Genomic DNA, 20,983 nt, shown 5'->3' on the forward strand with positions numbered 1-20,983 from the left:
CCGCAAGAGCCAATAACAAATGCGTAAGTCCTTGATGCGTATGACATTACGCCAGTTGCAGATCTTCAACGAAGTGTGTGATTTACGCTCCTACAGCCGCGCCGCCGAGGAAATGTCGCTCACACAACCGGCCGTCAGCCTACAGATTCGTCAGCTCGAGGAGCTGATCGGGCAGCCATTATTCGATTATGTCGGCAAAAAACTCTACATGACCGAGGCTGCCGAAGCACTCCAGCGCGCCAGTCGGGACATCTTCGGACGCCTGGAAAACCTCGATATGCAGCTGTCGGACATGCAGGGTTCACTGCAAGGTCAGCTGAAACTGGCAGTGGAATCCAGCGCCAAATACTTCGTGCCGCATCTGTTTGCCGCGTTCAAGCGCCAGCACCCGGAAGTGAATCTGCAACTGACCGTGGTCAACCGTGGCCAGGTGATCCGCAGGCTTTCGGATAACCGCGATGATCTGGTGATCATGTCGATGGTGCCGCAGGACATGGGGCTTGAGTTTTTGCCGTTCCTCAACAATCCGATTGTTGCCGTGGCGCGTCCGGATCATCCGTTGGCGCACATGGGCCCGTTGCGTTTGCAGGATCTTGAGCCTTACACGCTGCTGATCCGCGAGCCCGGTTCGGGGACGCGACTGGCCTGCGAGGAGTATTTCAAAGAGAAACGCGTGCACTTCACCCAGACCCAGGAAGTGGCCTCGGCCGAAGCGCAGCGTGAATGTGTGCAGGCGGGTTTGGGCCTGGCGCTGTTGACGCGCCACGCCCTGAACCTGGAGCTGGCGACCGGTGGGCTCGTCGAGCTGCCGGTCGAGGAATTGCCGCTGCTGCGTAGCTGGTGCCTGGTGCAAGCGAAAGCCAAACGCTTGTCACCGGTGGCGCACGCCTTCCTGGCGTTTATCCGCAGCGAGCGCGTGCAGATCAGCGCGCTGGTTGAGCGCTTCGACGGGAAGCTGCGGGTGCTGCCTGCCAGTGAGTGATCTCGGGAAAGTCGCCGATTTCGGCTTGAAGCTGACGGAGTTCGAAGCGATCTTCGATAGCGCGGCGAAATTCCATGCGGCGCTGATCTTCCTGCTGACGACGGGTTTTCGCGGCGCTGTTGCGTTCTTCGTAGGGCTGAGCCATTTCGAGTCTCCCAAGGCGATGACGGGAGTTTCACGATAGGCGGCGGGGATGACGGTTTGGCTGCGCGAGGATGACAGTGCGATGAAACTTGCGAAGGGTTGTGGTGTTTTTGAGGACGCTATCGCGAGCAGGCTCGCTCCCACATTTGATCTCGGTATGACACAGAATTTGTGTACCTCGGAGATCCCCTGTGGGAGCGAGCCTGCTCGCGAATGAGGTTGGAACGAACTTAGATGGCTTCAGTCATCCAGCGCTTTGGCAGCTTTCGGCGACAAGCGCAAGCTGCGCAGACTGCGCTTCACGCTCTTGAGGTGATTGACCAGGCTCGGCCCGCGCGCCATGGCCACGCCCATCGCCAACACATCGATTACCACCAGGTGCGCAATGCGCGAAGTCAGCGGCGTATAGATTTCCGTGTCTTCGTGCACATCGATCGCCAGATTGACCGTCGACAATTCGGCCAGCGGTGTCTGGCTCGGGCACAAGGTAATCAGCGAAGCGCCGCTCTCGCGCACCAGATTGGCAGTGATCAGCAGATCCTTGGAACGCCCGGACTGGGAAATACAGATCGCCACATCGGTCGGTTTCAGGGTCACCGCCGACATCGCCTGCATGTGCGGATCGGAATACGCCGCCGCGGTCAGCAGCAAACGGAAGAACTTGTGCTGCGCATCCGCCGCCACTGCACCCGAGGCGCCGAAGCCATAGAACTCGACCCGCTGCGCCTGCGACATCAACGTCACCGCGCGCTGCAGCTCAATCGGATCGAGTTTCTCGCGAACCTCCATCAAGGTGTGCAACGTGGTGTCGAAAATCTTCAGGCTGTAATCGGCGACCGAGTCGTCTTCATGGATCGCAAACTGGCCGAAGCTGGCACCGGCCGCGAGGCTTTGCGCTAACTTCAGTTTGAGATCCTGAAAACCGGAGCAGCCGATGGCGCGACAGAAGCGCACGATGGTCGGCTCGCTGATGCCGACGCTGTGGGCCAGGTCGGCCATGGAACTGTGCATCACCGCCGCAGGGTCAAGCAGCACGTGGTCGGCGACCTTGAGCTCCGACTTGCGTAACAGGTGACGTGACTGGGCGATGTGTTGCAGCAGATTCAAGGGGCTGGACTCTTCTTATGGGCAAGGATGTAGCATGCTTGTAGTTATACTACATGAATTGGCTTTTTGCCTGCTCAATGCGTAACTCCATGTCCCCATATCAGGCGCGATGAGGTGCATGTAGCCCTTAAAGCGGTTTTTCCTGATCGCGCAAAAGCCCGGCCAGACTGTCAGCCTCCACGGGCCGGCTGATCAGATAACCCTGAACTTCATCACAACGCTCGGCGCGTAAAAATTCCAGCTGCTCTTGCCGCTCGACGCCTTCGGCGACCACCTTCAGCGACAAGCCATGCGCCATGGCAATGATTGCGCGGGTGATCGCCGCGTCTTCACTGCCCTCACCCAACCCGCGAATGAAGGCCTGATCGATCTTCACGTAATCCACCGGAATGCGCTTGAGGTAACTCAGCGACGAATACCCGGTGCCAAAATCATCGATGGCCAGTTTCACCCCCAGATCACGCAGTTGCTGGAAGGTCGCGATGATGTGTTCGACGCTGTCGAGCAACTGGCTCTCAGTCAGCTCCAGCTCGAGGTAGTGCGGCGCCAGCCCGGTTTCCTCGAGCACCTGGCGCACCAGACTGACCAGCTTGCCTTGGCGCAGTTGATGCACCGACAGGTTCACCGAAACACGGATCGGCGCAAGGCCCTGACGCTGCCATTCGCAGGCCTGCCAGCACGCCTGACGCAGGACGAATTCGCCGATCGGGCCGATCAGACCGGTCTCCTCGGCCAGCCCGATGAAATCCCCCGGCGGTACTCGGCCCATGGTCGGATGATCCCAGCGCACCAGCGCTTCCGCCGCATTCAAGCGCCCTGTTTCCAGACACAGTTTGGGCTGATAGAACACTTTCAGTTGCTTGTCTTCAATGGCCTTGCGCAGCTGGTTTTCCAGTTGCAAGCGCTCAAGGGTGCTGGCCTGAAGGCTGTCGGTGTAAAACTGGAAGTTGTTGCCGCCCAAGTGCTTGGCGTGTTGCATGGCCATGTTCGATTGACTGACCAACGCAGAAATCTCCCGGGCATTGTCCGGCAGCATGCTGATGCCCATCGAGGCGCTGACCACCAGTTCATGCCCCTCGACTGTCAGTGGCAGGCGCAATTTGCTCGACAGGCGCGTGGCGACCCGGGCCAGACTCGACAGGTTGCCATAGGCATCGAACAGCACTGCAAACTCATCACCGGACAAGCGGGCGATGGTGTCGGCTTCTGGCAAGGCGTTGACCAAGCGGCGCGCCATTTTCTGCAGTAACTGGTCGGCAATCTCATGGCCAAGACTGTCGTTAAGCAATTTGAAACGATCCAGATTGATGTGCAGCAGCGCCAGACTGCGCCGGCCCTGACGGGAGCGCTGATGCGCTTCATGCAGGCGTTCGCGGAACAGTGAGCGGTTGGCCAACCCAGTCAGTTCGTCGTAATGGGTCAGGTAACGCATGCGCTCTTCGGATTCGCGGCGTGCTGACAGATCGGCGAAGAAGCCGACGATATGACTGACATTTCCCCGACCATCACGCACTGCATTCAGTTGCAGCCACTGCGGGTACAGCTCGCCATTCTTGCGGGTTTCAACCAGTTCGCCCTGCCAACTGCCGTGTTGCTCAAGTGCATGACGGATGGCGACGTAATGGCGGCGGGCATCACGGCTGCACGGTAACTCGACGACGTTGCGACCGAGCATGTCCTCGATGTCGTAACCGGTGACCCGGCTGAACGCCTGATTGATCGCGATCAGCGCGTAGTTCGGGTCGAGAATCACGATGCCTTCACTGGCCGCTTCGAACACCGTCGCCGCCAGTCGCTGCTGCTCTTCAAGGCTTTTGCTGGCACTAATGTCGCGACGGGTGCCGACCATGCGAATCACCCGACCGCTGTCGCTGCGTTCTACCGCGCGGCCACGGTCTTCGATCCACACCCAGTGGCCATCGCTGTGACGCACGCGGTATTCGATCTGATAGTCCTCGGTGCGCCCCTTCAAATGCTCGATCAACGCGTATTTCAGCGTCGGCACATCGTCGGGGTGCAGACGTGGCTTGAGGTCGCGCAACAGCGCCGTGACGTATTCGGGAGCGAGGCCGAACAGTTCCTGAATCTGCGTGTGGTGGACTTCGTCGGTTTGCAGGTTCCAGTCCCACAGACCCAACTCACTGGCTTTCAACGCCAGTGCCAGCCGTGCCTCGCTTTTGCTCAAGGCCTGATTGGCCGCGTCCAGCTCGCGGTTGCGCTGGGCAACGCGGTCTTCGAGTTCAACCTGAGCTTCACGCAGCTTGCCCTCGGCACAGCGGCGCTGGTCGATTTCCCTGGCCAGTTCCTGATTGAGCTGCTCGCTGCGCGATTGCGTCTGTTGCAGGTGTTCGATCAAGTGCTGATTCTGAAAGCGCCGCAGCAAGCCGCGATCAATCAGGCGATTGACCTGCCACGCGACCACACTCAGCGAGCCAAGCAGAATCAGCCCGAGCCAGCCCCAGCCACGCGCCTGCTCGTCGCCGCCCCAGAACAGATAGCCGATCGCCGGCAACAGACAGGGCAAGGTAAACGACAGGAACGCCGGCAGGCTCACCGCGTAGGCAACGCTGGCCGACAGAGTCGCGGCGCCGATCAGGCCGAACACCCAGGCTTGTTGCATGAAATTATCGGCGGGCACCAGCGCAATTCCGGCGCCGGCCAGAGTCAGGCCGGTCATGGTCGAACCCAGCAGAAACATCCGCCGCCAGATCGGTTGTGCCTGCCGGTCAGGGATTGCCGAGTCGAATGCTGCGACCTGAATCACCCGCAACGCCACCAGCGACAGCAACCACACCAGCCAGACGCTGACCACAAAGTAGCGCTGCGGGCTCCAGAGCAAAGCGGCGCAGACCAGACCATTGATCAACATGAACAGGGTGGGCAATAACGAGCCCTGATACAGCAGGCGCGTGCGCTCGACCGCCATTTCGACGGCATAGTGCTTGCGGATAACCCGGGGTTCCACGGAGGGGCCCGACAGTTCGGCGCTGAGGGTCATGGGCAACGTTCTTGTTCTTATAAGGAGGGCGTGCGCCCGAAACGTGGACGGAGCATACACAAGCCGATCCCGTTGCCAAACTGCCCCAGATCATAATTTCAGTGAAACTTTTCCGTCCTTTGCCACCGGCCAAACCCTTGGAGCGCGGCGGGCCGATGCCTGTAGGCAGTGACCGACCGGTCGTCATCGACAGGAGTTTCATCGGCTAATGCAAAGCTCGGTTTGCCCGGGCCTGCGGCGCACCCTAGAATGCCCCGATGCGCGATGATCTCTCCCTTCTGCTGAATTCCCTCAACGATGCCCAACGCCAGGCCGTAGCAGCCCCCGTTGGCCGTCAGTTGGTCCTGGCCGGCGCCGGTTCCGGTAAAACCCGAGTGCTGGTGCACCGTATCGCCTGGTTGATCCAGGTCGAAAACGCCTCGCCCCACTCCATCCTGTCGGTGACCTTCACCAACAAGGCCGCTGCCGAGATGCGTCATCGCATCGAGCAGTTGCTGGGGATCAACCCGGCCGGCATGTGGGTCGGCACCTTCCACGGCCTCGCGCACCGCTTGCTGCGGGCGCACTGGCAGGAAGCGGGCCTGAGCCAGACCTTCCAGATTCTCGACAGCGACGACCAGCAACGGCTGGTCAAGCGGGTGATCCGCGAGCTGGGTCTGGACGAACAACGCTGGCCGGCCCGTCAGGCACAGTGGTTCATCAACGGCCAGAAAGACGAAGGTCTGCGTCCGCAACACATTCAGGCCAGCGGCGATCTGTATCTGGCGACCATGCGCGGCATTTACGAAGCCTACGAGGCGGCGTGCCAGCGTGCCGGCGTCATCGACTTCTCCGAACTGCTGCTGCGCGCACTCGACTTGTGGCGCGATCATCCGGGCCTGTTGGCGCACTACCAGAAGCGCTTCCGCCATATTCTGGTGGACGAGTTCCAGGATACCAACGCCGTGCAGTACGCCTGGTTGCGCCTGCTCGGCAAGGGCGGCGACAGCCTGATGGTGGTCGGCGACGACGACCAGTCGATTTACGGCTGGCGCGGCGCGAAGATCGAGAACATTCATCAGTACTCCTCTGACTTCCCGGATTCGGTGACCATTCGTCTGGAGCAGAACTACCGCTCCACCGCCGGTATCCTCAAGGCTGCCAACGCCTTGATCGCCAATAACACCGGTCGTCTCGGCAAAGAGCTGTGGACCGACGGCGGTGATGGCGAAGCGATCAATCTGTACGCCGCGTTCAACGAACACGACGAAGCGCGCTACGTTGTCGAAACCATCGAAAGCGCGCTGAAAACCGGCCTGGCGCGCAGCGATATCGCAATTTTGTACCGCTCCAACGCCCAATCACGCGTTCTGGAAGAAGCTTTGCTGCGCGAACGTATTCCTTACCGCATCTACGGCGGCCAGCGCTTCTTCGAACGTGCGGAAATCAAGAACGCCATGGCTTACCTGCGGTTGCTCGAAGGCCGCGGCAACGATGCAGCGCTGGAACGGGTGATCAACGTGCCCGCCCGTGGCATCGGCGAGAAAACTGTCGAAGCCATCCGTGATCACGCGCGCCACAGCGATGTGTCGATGTGGGAAGCGATGCGCCAACTGGTCGCCAACAAAGGCCTGACCGGTCGTGCGGCCGGTGCCCTGGGTGCGTTTATCGAACTGATCGAAAACCTCGCCGCCAAGTGCATGGAAATGCCGCTGCACCTGATGACGCAAACCGTCATCGAGCAATCCGGCCTGATTGCTTATCACGAAGCGGAAAAAGGCGAGAAAGGCCAGGCCCGGGTAGAAAACCTTGAGGAACTGGTCAGCGCCGCGCGCAACTTCGAGAACACTGAAGAAGACGAAGAACTGACGCCACTGGCGGCGTTCCTCGGCCATGCTTCGCTGGAGGCCGGCGACACCCAGGCCGACGAGCATGAAGACAGCATTCAGCTGATGACCCTGCACAGCGCCAAAGGCCTGGAATTCCCTTACGTGTTCCTCGTGGGCATGGAAGAAGGCCTGTTCCCGCACAAGATGAGCCTGGAAGAGCCGGGGCGTCTGGAAGAAGAGCGGCGCTTGGCTTACGTCGGCATTACTCGGGCGATGCAGAATCTGGTCATGACCTATGCCGAGACCCGACGCCTGTACGGCAGCGAGACCTACAACAAGGTTTCGCGTTTCGTCCGCGAAGTGCCGAAGGGGCTGATTCAGGAAGTGCGCTTGTCGAACAGCGTCAGCCGTCCGTTCGGCGGCAATCAGTCGATGAGCGGCAGCAATCTGTTCAGCGGCAGCGAGATTCCGGAAACGGGTTTCAGCCTCGGTCAGGCGGTACGCCATTCGATCTTTGGCGACGGTGTGATCCTCAACTTTGAGGGCGCCGGTGCGCAGGCGCGGGTGCAGGTGAACTTCAGCGAAGGCAGCAAGTGGCTGATGCTCGGCTACGCCAAGCTGGAAGCGATCTGACGCCGGTTTTGCTTTTCTGTGAGAGCGAGCCTGCTCGCGAATGAAGTCATCGCGGTTGATCTGATAGACCGCGATGGGGCTTTCTCAAGCAGGCTCGCTCCCACAGGGTTCGGGGTTCTGACCAACAATCCCGCTGAACCTATCTCCTTTTCCTACAGACAAAAGTACATAGGCTGATTGCCTCGCGAAGCTGAACGCGACCTGTCAGGCAAAAGCCCGAAACACTCTCTCGCTAGCCAGTAACACTTCAGCTGTGCAACATGGCGCGCGTGTCTCCACAAACGGGAATTCCCTTTATGAAACGTTTTCTTAGCATCGCCATGGCGTTGTGCATCGGCCTGACGATGAGCCTCGACGCCAACGCCAAGCGCTTTGGTGGTGGCAAAAGCGCCGGCGCTGCGCCGACGCACCAGACCAGCCAGATGGCTCCTTCTTCTCCAGGTGTCGGCGGCGCTGCTGCGACCGCTGGTGCTGCCGGTGCCGCAGGCGCTGCCGCCAAGGCCGGTGGTGCTTCGAAATGGCTCGGCCCTCTGGCCGGTATCGCCGCTGGTGGCCTGCTCGCTTCCATGTTCATGGGCGGCGGCTTCCAAGGCATGCAGATCTTCGACATCCTGATCATGGCTGTGATCGCATTCGTGATCTTCCGCTTCATTGCCGCACGTCGACGCAAGCAGCAGGAGCAATTCGCTCCGGCCGGCGCGCCGATGCAGCGTGAAGCGTTCGAGCAGAAGCCTGCTGCCATGGGTTCGATTTTCGGCGGTTCGGCTGCGCCTGCTGCCGCTCGTCCGGTGATCAACGCGCCAGCCTGGTTCAACGAGCAGAACTTCCTTGAAGCTGCACGCAGCCATTTCCAGTCGCTGCAGCAGCACTGGGACGCCAACGAAATGGACAAGATCGCCGAGTTCGTGACCCCGCAAATGCTCGAGTTCCTCAAGCGTGAGCGTGCGGATCTGGGCGATGCGTTCCAGTCGACCTACATCGACAACCTCCAGGTACAACTGGATGGCGTGGATGACCGTGCCGACAAGACCATCGCCACCCTGACCTTCAGCGGTGTGTCGAAGTCTTCGCGCTTCGATCAGGGCGAAGTGTTCAGCGAAAGCTGGAACATGGAACGTCCGCAGGGCGAGAACCAGCCTTGGCTGGTTGCCGGTATCCGCCAGAACGGCTGATCCCTCACTACGCTTAACTTGCGGTAATAAAAACCCCAGCCTCGGCTGGGGTTTTCTATTTCGCGGTTGCATCTATAGCGAGCTACTGTATAAACCGGCCCATATAAACCGCGCCATTCAAGCAAGAGGATCCCGGACGTGGAAGAAATCATCGAACAACTGCGTGAAGCCAACGAACCCGTGCCGGTTCCTTTGGAATTGCCTGACGAAGACCAACTGGTGGAAGTCGAAGAAGAACTGTTCATCAATATTCCGTTCGTCTTCAAAGAATTTTTGCTGACCGTCAGCGACGTGGTTTACGGCAGCCTCGAGCCGGTGACTGTCACCGACCCGCAATCGCACACCTATTTGCCGGATGTCGCGGCCAATGCATGGGACATCGGCGTACCACGTGACCTGATCCCGATCTGCCAGGACGGTGAGAACTACTACTGCGTCGAAGAAGACGGCACCGTGGTGCTGTGGTCCGGCGAAGAAGAGCTGATCACCGAAGAGTCCTGGGAATCGGTGTGGCACTGGGCGCGGGACGTCTGGCTGGAAAGCTGATCGACCCAACGCCCAGGATGATCAGTGCCCCGACGACTCCTTGTGGTTGTCGAGGGTTTCCAGCAGCGCCACCTGCATCCGCGTGTGCACACGGATGAACCAGCGCCAGAGCAGCGCCGCCACGGCGGCAGCGACCACGGCGATCAGCATCAGCAACTTGTTGGTCGGCAAGATACTGGCCGACAAGGCTGCCAACAGCAGGAAAATCACCAGCAGCGAGAGAATCGGGATCACTTCGGAGATCACCCGGCGCACTCGCTGCGTGTGCCGCCCGGCCATCTCTGGCTTCACGCCCATTTCCGCCAGCAGCATCGACAGTGCCTTGAGCTTGCGATAGGCCGCGATCAAGAACGGCAGCGAGACCAGCAGCGCCCCACCCCAGATCAACGCCTTCTGCCAACTCGGGTCGGCAATCCAGTCCTGCAGCCAGGTCGAGAGGCGCTCGGCGAAGAATGCTCCGCTAAAGAAGATCGCAATCACCAGCGCCAGATTGACCCCGACCTGCAGCAAGATCTTGCGGATAATCGAAGCCAGCATCGCACCCTCACCTTGCGGCTGAATGCTGCGTAACCATTCGCCGTACATGCCCAGCACTCGGCCAAGAGGCTTGGGCACCGCCGCCGACAGCTTGATCGACAGCGGATCCGCCGCACGGATCAGATACGGCGTCAGCAGCGTGGTAATCACCGACACCGCCACGGCGACCGGATAGAGGAAGTTGCTGGTGACCTGCAAGGTCATGCCCAGCGCGGCGATAATGAAGGAAAATTCGCCAATCTGTGACAGCCCCATCCCCACGCGCAGTGAGGTACGTCCGTCATTACCGGCGATAAACGCACCGAGGCCGCAGGACAACATCTTGCCCAGCACCACGGCGACGGTAATCACCGCGATCGGCCACGCGTATTCGAGAAGAATCATCGGGTCGAGCATCAGGCCAATGGCAACGAAGAAGATCGCACTGAACAGATCACGAACCGGCTCGATCAGGCGTTCGATTTTAAGCAACTGCCGCGACTCGGCCATAATCGCGCCGATCAGGAAGGCGCCGAGCACCATGCTGTACTCAAGCTTGACCACCAGCAGACAGAAGCCGAAACACAGGCCCAGCACGGTGATCAGGAGCATTTCGTTGCTTTCGAATTTGGCCACATAAGCCAGCAGGCGCGGCACCAGCAGGATGCCAATGACCAGCGCGACGATCATGAACAACGAGAGTTTGCCGACAGTGGAGAACACCTCACCGGAGCTGACCGTACCGCTGACAGCAATGCTGGATAGCAGCGCGATGATGCCGATGCCGAGGATGTCTTCGACGATCAGGACGCCGAAAATCAACTGCGCGAAGCGCTCGTTCTTCATCTTCAGATCATTGAGCGCTTTGACGATGATGGTGGTCGAGGAGATCGCCAGAATCGCGCCGAGGAACAGCGAGTCCATGGTGTTCCAGTCGAACCAGCGGCCGATTTCATAGCCGATCCAGATCATCAGGACAATTTCGAGGAACGCCGCAATAAACGCCGTGGCACCCACCTTGAACAGCTTGCGCAGGCTGAACTCCAGTCCCAGGCAGAACATCAGGAAAATCACCCCCAGCTCGGCGAGGGTCTTGATGGTTTCTTCGTCGTGGATCAGGCCGAACGGCGGCGTGTGCGGGCCGATGATGAAACCGGCGACGATGTAGCCGAGCACCACCGGTTGCTTGAAACGGTGGAACAACACGGTCACCACACCCGCGACCAACATGATCACTGCCAGATCCTGAATAAAACTGATGGCATGCATGGCGTGGGCTCCTTGAATGACGAGGCTCGCAGTCAGACGTCAGAAAACTCTGAGCGAGCGAAGTAAAAATCCGCTTTTCGTGTGGGAATTGCCCTTGAGAGGGGCTTTTGCAGGTTAACACCGCGACTTCCGCCTGGAAGGCGGTGCAATATATGGAAACAGATCGATTCCGGCGTGACGGCGGCCAGTCGCCCGGCGTCCCGATAACGGTGCTTTCGAAAAGCGACCAGGCACCCGTAGAGGTGCTTCCAGAAATCAGCCTTGATCCGTGAGAACGTTATGGAACCCGGAAACGCCCAGCTGTCGATGACGGTACTGATGACCCCCGACATGGCCAACTTCTCTGGCAATGTCCACGGCGGCACCCTGCTCAAATACCTCGACGAAGTGGCCTACGCCTGCGCGAGCCGTTACGCCGGCCGCTATGTGGTGACGCTGTCGGTGGATCAGGTGATTTTCCGCGAACCGATTCATGTCGGCGAACTGGTGACCTTCCTCGCCTCGGTCAACTACACCGGCAACACATCGATGGAAGTCGGTATCAAAGTCGTCACCGAAAACATTCGCGAGCGTTCGGTGCGCCACACCAACAGCTGCTTCTTCACCATGGTGGCGGTGGATGACCAGCGCAAGCCGGCCGCCGTGCCGCCGCTGCAACCGCAGAACAGTGAAGACAAGCGTCGTTATATGCAGGCGCAGCAGCGTCGGCAGATTCGTCAGGAGCTGGAGAAGCGCTATCAGGAGATCAAGGGCGACGCCTGATCTTTGTAGCGCTCAGACCGCGTTCGCGAGCAGGTCGAATCGTCGCACCGTCGCTCCCACAGATGAATGCATTTCAAATGTGGGAGCGAGCCTGCTCGCGAATGGGGGCAGCACGGTCTTAAAGACTGATTGCAGTAGCCTCGAACTTCACCCGCGGATGTGCAATCCGATCCTGCGCCCGCACCAGCTGCAGCTCGTAACTGGCGCACGCCTGAGTCTCCAGCAGCACCTCATGCACCGCCGCCGCCGTGAATTCGAACGCCGCCACCAGACTGTCGCCCAGCAGCACCCGCGCCAGAAACAGGCCGGACGTCAGATCGCCCACACCCACTGGCTGACGGGGAAACGCCAGCAGCGGGCGGCGCAGATGCCAGCTGCCTTCAGCCGTTACCAGCAGCATCTCGAAGCCATCCGCCGGTTTGCCCGGATAATCCAGATGCTTGACCAATACCGCTTTCGGTCCGCGCGCCAGTAGCGACCGCGCCATCGCCAGACAATCGAACAGCGACTGCGGCTTGCGCCCGGAAAAGCTGTCCAGTTCCAACTGGTTCGGACACATGATGTCCGCCATGGCCGCCGCCTCTTCCAGCAGGAAGTCGCTAACCTCGGTCGGTACGCTGCAGCCCTTCTCCGGGTGGCCCATCACCGGATCACACAGGTAAAGCGCCTTCGGGTTGACTGCCTTGATGCGCTCGACGCCGCTGAGAATCGCTCGTCCCTGCGCCGCGCTGCCGAGGTAACCGGACAGCACCGCATCGCAGTTGCCCAGCTCGCCAATTGCAGCGATACCTTCGACAAGCTCGGGAATCTGCTGCGGCGCCAGCACTTCGCCGGCCCATTGGCCGTACTGAGTGTGGTTGGAAAACTGCACGGTGTTGAGCGGCCAGACGTTGACCCCGACCCGCTGCATCGGAAAAACCGCCGCGCTGTTACCGGCGTGGCCGAACACGACGTGGGACTGAATGGCGAGCAGATGAGGCGTACGTTTCATTCGGGTCATTCCGTAAAACGATTGAAATTCAAGCCGCGCAGTATGCGACGAAACGCAGCCTGTACGACAGACCGGCGACGCAGTTAAGCTGACGCTATCTTTTGGAGTTCGATGTTGATGCTGACCCTGGAAAACATCTTTGTGCTGATGCTGTTTGCCGCTGCCGGCGCATGGCTGTGGCACAACCACGGCTTGCGCGAACGCGCACTGGAGCGGGTCAAACAGCATTGCCTGAACGTACGGGTCGAATTGCTCGATGGCAACGTCGCGCTGAAGAAGATCGGTTTCATCAAGGACGCCAACGGTCGCCGACGACTGGCGCGGGTGTACAACTTCGAATTCACCGTGACCGGCGAAACCCGGCATAACGGCACCATCACCCAGTTTGGTGCGCACAGTGCGCAGATCGAACTCGCGCCCTACCCGGCACCGTTCGACGATACGCCGCCAGTGGTCGAAGTGCAGAGGCCACGGGCAGAAGTCATCGAGCTGAGTCAGTGGCGGCAGGAACACACGAAGTGGAAGCCTTGAGCTGAATCACTGGGTTCGGCATCGCGCCAGACCTGCCTGCAATTGATCAATATTTTGCGGATCGACGAAGATCAGTTCGATTCGCGAATCTTTACGCCATTCGCTGGCCTGCCAAATCAGCTTGGTATTATCCAGAGCATTCGCAGACACCCAGCCCTCCGTGCTGTGGATAACCAGTTTCGCTCTTTTCCAATTAAGGCCAGTTAGCCAGTCGGCAATGCGTTGCTTGTCGAACGTCTGGCCCGGATGCCAACGCCAACCAATGCTCCAACCACCCTCCTGCGCCTGACTCAGGCAAATCGGCACCGTCGGAGCGCTCCAGACGGCCGGCATTTGTCCCAATCCTCGGGGCACCGCCAGGTTATCCACTCCTTTCAACGCATGCGCAGCCAAGCCCGGCAGTTCACTCAGAGGCAACTGCGCCTGTTGCGTCCAGATCCGTCTGACTGAAGGCAACTGACTGATAATTTTCTGCCTCGCCGTTTCATCAAGGTTTTCAGCCTTGTTCAACAGCAGCAAGCCCGCACTGGGCAACGCTTCCTGCTGTGCCGCCGGCAATGCTTTGCCAGCCTCGAGCGCCTGCGCATCCAGCACCAGCACACATGGCTGCACCGCCAGCACGCCTGACCATGGCGCCTCATTCAATTGCTTGAGCAACTGCGCCGGATGCCCCAGCCCGGACGGTTCGATAAACAGTCGATCAGGCTTGGCTTTGCGCAGCAAACGCCCAAGGCCGATCTGAAACGGCGCGCCATTGACGCAACACAGGCACCCCCCGGCCACTTCGCCCAGTGCGATACCATCGGCGTCGTTGGTCAGCAGCGCGGCATCGAGGCCGATCTGGCCGAACTCGTTGATCAGCACCGCCCAGCGCTCGCCAGCCGGCCGCTGAGCCATCAGTTGACGAATCAGGCTGGTCTTGCCGGCGCCCAAAGGGCCAGCAATGACATGGGTAGGAATGTTCTGCAACATGGCGGGAAGCTTTCTTGGGAGATGCAAAGATGCGTTGGATGGGATGGTCGTTGCTGTTGACGCTGCTGTCGAGCGAAGCGTGGGCTCAGGCCTGCGTAGTGCACAGTCAGGGCGAGCGACTCGACGTCAAAGTCTGCCAGCAAAACCGCAATATTCCTGAAAAACTGTTCAACGACGGCTTCTGCCAGCCAACCCTGGCCGGGCAAAAAGTCGAGGTGCAATACGTCGATCAATGCCCGAACGGCGCGTTTGGCGTGTGCAGCAACGCGCAAGTCGCCAATATGCCTTATCGCCAGGACATCCACTATTACGGGGTCGCCACCGATGCGGCGTATTTGAAACCGTATTGCGAAGGCCAGAGCCAAGGCTCGTGGCTCAAGCCTTGAGGCGTCAACCGAGCCAGTCGAGGGTCAGTATCAGACGACGCTCGCCTGCGGCCGGTTGCGGCGAACGGTGAATCAGACCGAAACCTTCATTACCGTGCCATTTCTCGCCTTTCAGTAAGGCGACGTCGCCGCTCTTGAGTTGCTGTATTTGCGCTTGGGGTTCAGCGTTCGCCTGCCCCAATTGACTGCGATCCATCGCGCCTTCCTTGAGCCATTGACTGCCGACGCCGGCGTAGGTCGTGATCAGCCGCACCGGCACATGATCAACGTGGAAGCGCGGGCACATGGCTTTATCGAGCACCCGCAGGCGCAGTCCGATGCGCTTGGCTCCCAGCAAACAGACGAAGGCGCTGACCAGCCATTTCAGGTCGGCGATGAAGCCTTCATAGCCTTCCAGATCACGGAAACCTGAAGCCAAACCAGTCAGGTCAGGCTCAGCGTCCTCGTGCGGCAGCTCCAGGCATAGCGATTGGCCCAACGGTTCGTTGAGCGACAGAAGCAATTGAGCGAAATCGCTGATGTGCAACGGCAATTGTCGCTGCCAGACGGCAAGGTTGGTGTCGTCATCCAGAATTCGCGTCAGCGTCTTTGGAGTCGGTCCTTGGTGCTGATAACGCGTGCGGTTTTGCAGCAGTTTGAGCGCGAGCATCAGGCAGCCTCTTCATGCCAAGGGCCAAACGGATCCGCCAGCAATCGCCAGCCCTCTACGCCGAGGGCCATTTCTTCATCAGTGAGCAGGCAGTCATCCAGTTCCTCTGAAAGCTGTAGGAAATCGATGTTCTGACCGATGAACACCAGTTCCTGCCGGCAGTCTCCTACGCTCGGCGTCCAGTTTTCCATGATCGCGGCGGTGCTTTGCTGATCTTGTGGCCATTGGTTCTTCGGCACAAAACGCCACCAGCGTCCGGCAAAACCGTGGCGCATCAGGCCGCCAGCCTGCGACCAGCTACCAGCGTCTGTGGGTTTGCTCGCGAGCCAGAAGAACCCTTTGGAACGCAGCAGCTTGCCGTTCAGCCACGGACGGTCGATGAAGCTGAAAAAGCGTTGCGGGTGAAAGGGTCGGCGCGCGCGATAGGCGGTGGAGGCGATGCCGTACTCGTCGGTTTCCGGCACGTGCTCACCGCGCAACTCCTGCAGCCAGCCCGGTGCCTGCGCGGCTTTCTCGAAATCGAAGCGACCGGTGTTGAGGATCTTCTCCAGAGGCACCTCACCCATGACCATCGGGATGATTTCGGCTTGCGCATTGAGGCGTTTGAGAATGGCGATCAATTCCTCACGCTCGGCCTGGCTGATCAGGTCGATCTTGCTGATCAACAGCACGTCGGCGAACTCGATCTGCTCGATCAACAGGTCGGTGATGGAGCGCTCGTCCTCCTCGCCGAGAATTTCGCCACGGGAGGCGAGGCTTTCAGCCGCCTGGTAGTCCGGGAGGAAATTCACCCCGTCGACGACAGTGACCATGGTGTCGAGACGGGCGATGTCGGAGAGGCTTTGTCCGTGTTCATCACGAAAAGTGAAGGTTTCTGCGACCGGCAGCGGCTCGGAGATGCCGGTGGATTCGATGAGCAGATAATCGAAGCGACCTTCACGGGCGAGCTTGCTGACTTCTTCGAGCAAGTCTTCGCGTAACGTACAGCAGATACAACCGTTGCTCATTTCGACGATTTTTTCTTCTGCACGGTTAAGGCTGACATCACGCTGGACTTCGCTGCCATCAATGTTGATCTCGCTCATATCATTGACGATGACAGCGACGCGAAGACCATTTCGATTACGTAGTACGTAATTCAAAAGTGTACTTTTTCCGGCGCCTAAAAATCCGGAAAGTACGGTGACGGGCAATTCGGCTGACATTGGATAATCCTCTTATGAAGGCAGCCGATTGGCGCTTTTGCCAGCGCTTGGCGTTTTGGCGCTTCATGCGAGGGCCTCGCTGAAGGTAAACGCTTGAAATCGGCCCGCTCAGGCTCAATAGTTGTTTATGTTATATTATAACACGACAAATAAACCAGCCCTGCCCTTGTCCTGAGCGATAAACAGCAGGAAGCTGAGCCCATCCCACACTCGGAATTGCTAATGAAAACTGCGCTGAAATGCTCGTTGTTGAGCCTTGGATTAATGGTGGCGGGCAATACGTGGGCGCAGTTTCAGGCGCTGGCAAGCTGCACCCGCAGCGCCAACCTGCTTGCCTGCGTCGATGCCGAGGGCAATGCGTATAGCGTCAACACTGTCGGCAGCACGCTTTATCTGCGCGGGTTTGAAAAGGCTGGGCAGCGTTATTGGGCGCAAACCAACAGCCGTTTCGGCCAATTGACGTTCTTCACCGGCATAGCCTCTGACGGTGAGGCCTGGGCTGGTTACACCCGACGCATCGGCTGGACGACTATCAATCGCTTCTCCAGCTCGGGCGGCAGCAGCGCGAAATTCATTTGCAGTCGAATTGTGGGCTGCTAGACCTGCGCCTTTAGCTGCTCCTGTCGCCAGGCAAGATAGCTGTCGATCGGTGGGTTTTTCTCAAAATAACGCAGAAAACCCTCAAACAAACCATCCGCGACAGCCTGTTGATGCCGCGCGGTTACCAGCCGCTGACTGTCGCGAGCGTTGGAAATGAAGCCGGTTTCCACCAGGATTGACGGCACATCCGGCGACTTCAACACGGCGAATCCGGCCTGTTCCACACGCTTCTGATGCAGAGTGGTGATGCCCGCCAGACTGCCCAGCACCGTGTTGCCCAGTTGCAGACTGGCGGCAATGGTCGCATTCATCGACATGTCGAGAATCACCCCGGCAAGCATTGGATCTTTGTCTTTGAGGTTGAGCAGACTAGTAGCGCCGAGCAGGTCAGCGCCGTTCTCACGCTGCGCCATAAAACGCGCCGTCGCCGATGTCGCACCACCTTCAGACAGGCAATACACAGACGCTCCAGAAGCTGTCAGCCTTGGCGCTGCATCGGCATGCACCGAGATAAACATGTCTGCCTTGTGCTGACGGGCGATCTCTACGCGTTTACGCAAGGGCACAAAGAAGTCGTCATTGCGCACCAGTTTCACGTCGAATCCTTTCTCTTTTTTCAGGCGTTTGGCGAGTAGCTGAGCAATGGAAAGCACCACATCTTTTTCCCGCTCACCCTTCGCGCCGACCGCACCGGGATCCTTCCCTCCGTGTCCTGGATCGACAACTACGATGATGTCGCGCTTGGGGTGAGCGCTGATTCTGGGTGTTTCACGTGGAACCATTGGGATCTCTGGCGCTACTTTCGCACTGACTAAATCCAGAACCAGCCGATGACTCTGGCCATCCTGGGGCGCCAAAAGAAAGCTGTTAAGCAGCACTGGATTGCTCAGATCGAGAACAATCCGCGTGCCTCCCTGACCAAAAGGCCCGGATCGAATCGAGCGGATCACCGTGCCATTCAAAGCCAACTGACTGAAATCGCCGCTCAGATCTGCGCCGGACACATCGATTATCAGCCGTTCTGGAGCACTGAGCGTGAAGGTTTTGTATCGCACCGGGCCACTTAAATCGAAGACCAATCGCAGCTTTTCCTCAGAACGCCAAAGCCGTGCGTTGCGAATTTGCGCGGCCGAAACACTGAACGGAAGGGCGAAGGCCGCGCTGGCGAGAATCAGATTGAGCAAATGGCGTCTGTGCATATGAAAGCCTGTTCATGAAAAAAGCATCGTGATCTGTATTGTTATAATGTAACATTCATTTCAATCAACACGATGGTTCCGAACATGAATTCGCTGACACTTCCGGATATCGCTGCGCAATCCGCTCGCCAAGCCTTGCCCCTCGAATGGGTGGGCATGCACGGCATCGCGTTACCTGTTTTATTGGAAGGCCAACGCGTGAGCGCAAAGGCTGATGCGGGGGTGAGTCTGGATGACGGCGAAGCTCGCGGGATTCACATGTCGCGACTCTATCTGGCCCTGGAAGCGCTCGAACAGGGGAGTCTTTCCCCTGCTCTGCTGCACCAGGTACTCAAACGTTTTCTGGATAGCCACGAAGGTTTATCCCACTGTGCCTACCTGAATATCCGCACCGATCTACTGCTGAAAAGACCAGCACTAATCAGTCCACTGGCCGGATGGAAATCCTATCCCGCGACGATTTCAGCCAGTCTGAAAAACAAGATGTTCCACGTGGAACTCAACATCGAAGTGCCCTACTCCTCGACTTGCCCGTGCTCCGCGGCATTGGCCCGGCAATTAATTCAGCAGCAATTCGTCGACGACTTCGCCAACAAACCCCTTCAGCATGCAGACGTTCTCGCTTGGCTTGGCTCGACTCAAGGCATCGTCGCCACGCCTCATAGCCAACGCAGCACTGCACAATTGCATCTGCACCTCGACGAGTTCATCGACGAATTACCGCTTAGCGTGATCATCAATGACGCCGAAGCGGCCCTCGGCACCGCCGTACAAACCGCAGTAAAACGCGCGGACGAGCAAGCCTTCGCCTTGGCGAATGGACAGAATCTGATGTTCTGCGAAGACGCCGCGCGCCGATTGAATCTCGCACTTCGTCGCACACCCGGCGTTAACCAGTTCCATCTGCGAGTGATCCACGCCGAAAGCCTGCACGCCCACGACGCCGTCGCCGAAAGCCACTGGCAGCGTGAGCAAGCATGATCCGCTGCCAATCCCTGAGTTGGGGCGCTCCCGGTCAACCGCTGACCACGCCCCTGAATCTAGAACTCGAAAGCGGCAGCCTAACGGCAATCATCGGCGCCAACGGCTGCGGCAAAAGCAGCCTCTTGAAGGTCATCGCCGGGCTGCAAAAACCACTGGCAGGCAAAGCCTCCCTGAGTGTTCCACGTCAAAGCGGATTGTCATTCCTCCCCCAGCAACAACATCTCGACCGCCAGTTCCCCATCAACCTCGAAGAACTGATCGCCGCCGGTTTCTGGGGACGTCGACTCTCAACCCAACTGCGCGCACAACGCCTGAAAGATGCACTGGAAAACTGGCACCTGAGCGGACTCGAACACCGCCCGCTCATGGCCCTCTCCGGCGGCGAACTACAACGTGCCCTGCTCGCCCGCCTGAGTTTGACCGACGCTCCGGTTCTGCTCCTCGACGAACCCCATGCCGCCCTCGATGAGCTCGGCCAACAATTGCTCTGGCAGCACATCCACACCTGGCATAACGAAGGTCGAACAATCGTCGTGGTCTGCCATGACCTCTGCGCCGTGCGCCAACACATCCCGCAAACCTTGCTGATCAAAAACCGCGAATGCGTGTACGGCGCCAGCGTCGAACTGATCCGGCAACCCCCTCACACGCAGGTGGCCTGATGGTCACCGTCACCCACTTGTGGCAACCGTTCAATGAGTTCCTGTTCATGCGACGTGCCCTCCTTGGCGGACTGGTCTTGGCATGCAGCACGGCACCACTCGGCGTGTTTTTGATCCTGCGACGGATGAGCCTGATCGGTGACGCCGTCGCCCACGGCATCCTTCCTGGCGCCGCATTAGGATTCTGGTTTGCCGGACTGAGTCTGCCTGCACTCACACTCGGCGGCCTCGGCGCGGGTCTGAGCATGGCCGGACTCGCGGCGTGGATCACCCGCCGAACCGGTCTACGCGAAGACGCCAGCCTCGCCGCGATCTACCCAATATCCCTCGCCAGCGGTGTGCTGATTCTGGGCATCGCCGGCAAACGTCTCGACCTGCTTCATCTGCTGTTTGGCTCGGCATTGGCCGTCGACGGCCCGACCCTCACCGGCATGTTATGGGTTTCGGGATTCAGCCTGATCGCCATGGCACTGATCTACAAACCGCTGCTGCTCGACACCCTCGACCCGCTGTTCCTGAGAACCGTCAGCCGCCTCGGCCCACTCGCCCACGGCGTATTCCTGACCCTGGTGGTGCTCAATCTGGTGATCGGCTTCCAGGCCATCGGCGCGCTGATGGTGGTCGGGTTGATGATGCTCCCCGCCGCTGCCTCGCGGTTCTGGAGCCGTCGACTGCCGATCCTGATTGGCACCGCCGCCATTATCGGTTGCCTCTCGGTGTGGTTTGGCTTGTTGCTTTCGTTCTACTACTCGCTGCCAAGCGGACCGGCCATCGTGCTGGTCGCCGGCGTCGGTTATCTGCTGTCGGTGGTGTTCGGGCCGGTTCACGGTCTCCTGCGCCGCCCGCCTTTGCTTACATCCCAATGAG

The 20,983-nt window shown here is 59.2% G+C and carries 20 protein-coding genes; 11 read left to right on the forward strand and 9 right to left on the reverse strand.

The features are described 5' to 3' along the window. Window positions 1-19: 19 nt before the first annotated feature. Window positions 20-982, forward strand: coding sequence for a LysR family transcriptional regulator (locus tag PspS49_RS29270; protein WP_016984010.1), 963 nt, complete (start codon window positions 20-22; stop codon window positions 980-982). On the opposite strand, the gene PspS49_RS29275 is transcribed toward PspS49_RS29270, so the two are convergent. The 3 genes from PspS49_RS29275 to PspS49_RS29285 all read right to left on the reverse strand — a co-directional run bounded on the left by PspS49_RS29275 (window position 924) and on the right by PspS49_RS29285 (window position 5,231). Beyond that, complete coding sequence (locus tag PspS49_RS29275) at window positions 924-1,127, reverse strand: hypothetical protein (RefSeq protein WP_008078845.1); 204 nt, start codon at window positions 1,125-1,127, stop codon at window positions 924-926. The genes PspS49_RS29270 and PspS49_RS29275 overlap by 59 nt on opposite strands. Window positions 1,128-1,366: 239 nt before the next feature. Continuing rightward, window positions 1,367-2,233 (reverse strand): transcriptional regulator HexR, encoded by an 867-nt coding sequence (gene hexR, locus PspS49_RS29280; RefSeq protein WP_008078846.1) that lies wholly within the window; start codon window positions 2,231-2,233, stop codon window positions 1,367-1,369. Between the two features lie 127 nt (window positions 2,234-2,360). Further along, the gene (locus PspS49_RS29285; RefSeq protein WP_160042398.1) at window positions 2,361-5,231 is read right to left on the reverse strand and encodes a GGDEF domain-containing phosphodiesterase; all 2,871 of its coding nucleotides are present in this window, start codon (window positions 5,229-5,231) and stop codon (window positions 2,361-2,363) included. A 257-nt stretch (window positions 5,232-5,488) separates the two neighbouring features. On the opposite strand from PspS49_RS29285, the gene uvrD reads away from it, so the two are divergent. The 3 genes from uvrD (at window position 5,489) to PspS49_RS29300 (ending at window position 9,390) form a co-directional block, all read left to right on the forward strand. Beyond that, window positions 5,489-7,672 (forward strand): DNA helicase II, encoded by a 2,184-nt coding sequence (gene uvrD, locus PspS49_RS29290; protein ID WP_003229685.1) that lies wholly within the window; start codon window positions 5,489-5,491, stop codon window positions 7,670-7,672. 296 nt (window positions 7,673-7,968) lie between these two features. Continuing rightward, window positions 7,969-8,844 carry a Tim44 domain-containing protein gene (locus PspS49_RS29295; protein WP_127930292.1) on the forward strand — a complete coding sequence of 292 codons (876 nt, stop codon included), beginning with the start codon at window positions 7,969-7,971 and terminating at the stop codon, window positions 8,842-8,844. Between the two features lie 138 nt (window positions 8,845-8,982). After that, complete coding sequence (locus PspS49_RS29300; RefSeq protein WP_008078852.1) at window positions 8,983-9,390, forward strand: SMI1/KNR4 family protein; 408 nt, start codon at window positions 8,983-8,985, stop codon at window positions 9,388-9,390. A gap of 21 nt (window positions 9,391-9,411) precedes the next feature. Here the strand turns inward: PspS49_RS29300 and PspS49_RS29305 are convergent, their stop codons facing one another. Continuing rightward, window positions 9,412-11,175: a cation:proton antiporter gene (locus PspS49_RS29305; protein WP_127930293.1), complete on the reverse strand. Its 1,764-nt coding sequence runs from the start codon at window positions 11,173-11,175 to the stop codon at window positions 9,412-9,414. 279 nt (window positions 11,176-11,454) lie between these two features. Here PspS49_RS29305 and PspS49_RS29310 point away from each other — a divergent pair, with 279 nt between their 5' ends. Continuing rightward, the gene (locus tag PspS49_RS29310; RefSeq protein WP_003229693.1) at window positions 11,455-11,937 is read left to right on the forward strand and encodes an acyl-CoA thioesterase; all 483 of its coding nucleotides are present in this window, start codon (window positions 11,455-11,457) and stop codon (window positions 11,935-11,937) included. Between the two features lie 118 nt (window positions 11,938-12,055). Here the strand turns inward: PspS49_RS29310 and pdxY are convergent, their stop codons facing one another. Beyond that, entirely contained in the window at window positions 12,056-12,928 is an 873-nt protein-coding gene (pdxY, locus tag PspS49_RS29315) for a pyridoxal kinase PdxY (protein ID WP_127930294.1), read from the reverse strand. A gap of 117 nt (window positions 12,929-13,045) precedes the next feature. Here pdxY and PspS49_RS29320 point away from each other — a divergent pair, with 117 nt between their 5' ends. Next, entirely contained in the window at window positions 13,046-13,459 is a 414-nt protein-coding gene (locus PspS49_RS29320; protein ID WP_122593228.1) for a DUF3301 domain-containing protein, read from the forward strand. A gap of 6 nt (window positions 13,460-13,465) precedes the next feature. Here the strand turns inward: PspS49_RS29320 and PspS49_RS29325 are convergent, their stop codons facing one another. After that, window positions 13,466-14,431: a CobW-like GTP-binding protein gene (locus PspS49_RS29325; RefSeq protein ID WP_160042400.1), complete on the reverse strand. Its 966-nt coding sequence runs from the start codon at window positions 14,429-14,431 to the stop codon at window positions 13,466-13,468. Window positions 14,432-14,460: 29 nt separating this feature from the next. Here PspS49_RS29325 and PspS49_RS29330 point away from each other — a divergent pair, with 29 nt between their 5' ends. Next, window positions 14,461-14,817, forward strand: a complete 357-nt coding sequence (locus PspS49_RS29330; RefSeq protein ID WP_150749887.1) for an NADH:ubiquinone oxidoreductase — start codon at window positions 14,461-14,463, stop codon at window positions 14,815-14,817. Between the two features lie 4 nt (window positions 14,818-14,821). On the opposite strand, the gene PspS49_RS29335 is transcribed toward PspS49_RS29330, so the two are convergent. Together PspS49_RS29335 and zigA are read right to left on the reverse strand one after the other, a co-directional pair. Beyond that, entirely contained in the window at window positions 14,822-15,466 is a 645-nt protein-coding gene (locus PspS49_RS29335) for a DUF1826 domain-containing protein (protein WP_160042402.1), read from the reverse strand. Beyond that, window positions 15,466-16,671, reverse strand: coding sequence for a zinc metallochaperone GTPase ZigA (gene zigA / locus PspS49_RS29340; protein ID WP_150774650.1), 1,206 nt, complete (start codon window positions 16,669-16,671; stop codon window positions 15,466-15,468). The genes PspS49_RS29335 and zigA overlap by 1 nt, the downstream gene beginning before the upstream one ends. A 222-nt stretch (window positions 16,672-16,893) precedes the next feature. Between zigA and PspS49_RS29345 the strand changes: the two genes are divergently transcribed. Continuing rightward, a complete protein-coding gene (locus PspS49_RS29345) occupies window positions 16,894-17,271 on the forward strand; it encodes a glutamine synthetase (protein WP_127930299.1) in 378 nt (125 codons plus the stop codon). Here PspS49_RS29345 and PspS49_RS29350 read toward each other — a convergent pair. Then, complete coding sequence (locus PspS49_RS29350) at window positions 17,268-18,470, reverse strand: N-acetylmuramoyl-L-alanine amidase (protein WP_160042404.1); 1,203 nt, start codon at window positions 18,468-18,470, stop codon at window positions 17,268-17,270. The genes PspS49_RS29345 and PspS49_RS29350 overlap by 4 nt on opposite strands. An 84-nt stretch (window positions 18,471-18,554) precedes the next feature. Between PspS49_RS29350 and folE2 the strand changes: the two genes are divergently transcribed. From folE2 to PspS49_RS29365, 3 genes are read left to right on the forward strand one after another with little or no spacing between them, the layout of a single operon-like run. Continuing rightward, window positions 18,555-19,451: a GTP cyclohydrolase FolE2 gene (gene folE2, locus PspS49_RS29355; protein ID WP_160042406.1), complete on the forward strand. Its 897-nt coding sequence runs from the start codon at window positions 18,555-18,557 to the stop codon at window positions 19,449-19,451. Then, complete coding sequence (locus PspS49_RS29360) at window positions 19,448-20,116, forward strand: ATP-binding cassette domain-containing protein (protein ID WP_150774646.1); 669 nt, start codon at window positions 19,448-19,450, stop codon at window positions 20,114-20,116. Before folE2 ends, PspS49_RS29360 begins: the two co-directional genes overlap by 4 nt. Continuing rightward, the gene (locus PspS49_RS29365) at window positions 20,116-20,982 is read left to right on the forward strand and encodes a metal ABC transporter permease (protein WP_160042408.1); all 867 of its coding nucleotides are present in this window, start codon (window positions 20,116-20,118) and stop codon (window positions 20,980-20,982) included. The genes PspS49_RS29360 and PspS49_RS29365 overlap by 1 nt, the downstream gene beginning before the upstream one ends. Window position 20,983: the final 1 nt, after the last annotated feature.

This window comes from Pseudomonas sp. S49 (assembly GCF_009866785.1).
GTDB lineage: Bacteria > Pseudomonadota > Gammaproteobacteria > Pseudomonadales > Pseudomonadaceae > Aquipseudomonas.

Coding starts and splice junctions, on each gene's coding strand:
- PspS49_RS29275 (WP_008078845.1), bottom strand. CDS start 1,127: ATGGCTCAGCCCTACGAAGAACGCAACAGCGCCGCGAAAACCCGTCGT.
- PspS49_RS29310 (WP_003229693.1), top strand. CDS start 11,455: ATGGAACCCGGAAACGCCCAGCTGTCGATGACGGTACTGATGACCCCC.
- PspS49_RS29335 (WP_160042402.1), bottom strand. CDS start 15,466: ATGCTCGCGCTCAAACTGCTGCAAAACCGCACGCGTTATCAGCACCAA.
- PspS49_RS29285 (WP_160042398.1), bottom strand. CDS start 5,231: ATGACCCTCAGCGCCGAACTGTCGGGCCCCTCCGTGGAACCCCGGGTT.
- PspS49_RS29345 (WP_127930299.1), top strand. CDS start 16,894: ATGAAAACTGCGCTGAAATGCTCGTTGTTGAGCCTTGGATTAATGGTG.
- PspS49_RS29360 (WP_150774646.1), top strand. CDS start 19,448: ATGATCCGCTGCCAATCCCTGAGTTGGGGCGCTCCCGGTCAACCGCTG.
- PspS49_RS29295 (WP_127930292.1), top strand. CDS start 7,969: ATGAAACGTTTTCTTAGCATCGCCATGGCGTTGTGCATCGGCCTGACG.
- PspS49_RS29365 (WP_160042408.1), top strand. CDS start 20,116: ATGGTCACCGTCACCCACTTGTGGCAACCGTTCAATGAGTTCCTGTTC.
- uvrD (WP_003229685.1), top strand. CDS start 5,489: ATGCGCGATGATCTCTCCCTTCTGCTGAATTCCCTCAACGATGCCCAA.
- pdxY (WP_127930294.1), bottom strand. CDS start 12,928: ATGAAACGTACGCCTCATCTGCTCGCCATTCAGTCCCACGTCGTGTTC.
- PspS49_RS29325 (WP_160042400.1), bottom strand. CDS start 14,431: ATGTTGCAGAACATTCCTACCCATGTCATTGCTGGCCCTTTGGGCGCC.
- PspS49_RS29320 (WP_122593228.1), top strand. CDS start 13,046: ATGCTGACCCTGGAAAACATCTTTGTGCTGATGCTGTTTGCCGCTGCC.
- folE2 (WP_160042406.1), top strand. CDS start 18,555: ATGAATTCGCTGACACTTCCGGATATCGCTGCGCAATCCGCTCGCCAA.
- PspS49_RS29330 (WP_150749887.1), top strand. CDS start 14,461: ATGCGTTGGATGGGATGGTCGTTGCTGTTGACGCTGCTGTCGAGCGAA.
- zigA (WP_150774650.1), bottom strand. CDS start 16,671: ATGTCAGCCGAATTGCCCGTCACCGTACTTTCCGGATTTTTAGGCGCC.
- PspS49_RS29350 (WP_160042404.1), bottom strand. CDS start 18,470: ATGCACAGACGCCATTTGCTCAATCTGATTCTCGCCAGCGCGGCCTTC.
- PspS49_RS29305 (WP_127930293.1), bottom strand. CDS start 11,175: ATGCATGCCATCAGTTTTATTCAGGATCTGGCAGTGATCATGTTGGTC.
- PspS49_RS29270 (WP_016984010.1), top strand. CDS start 20: ATGCGTAAGTCCTTGATGCGTATGACATTACGCCAGTTGCAGATCTTC.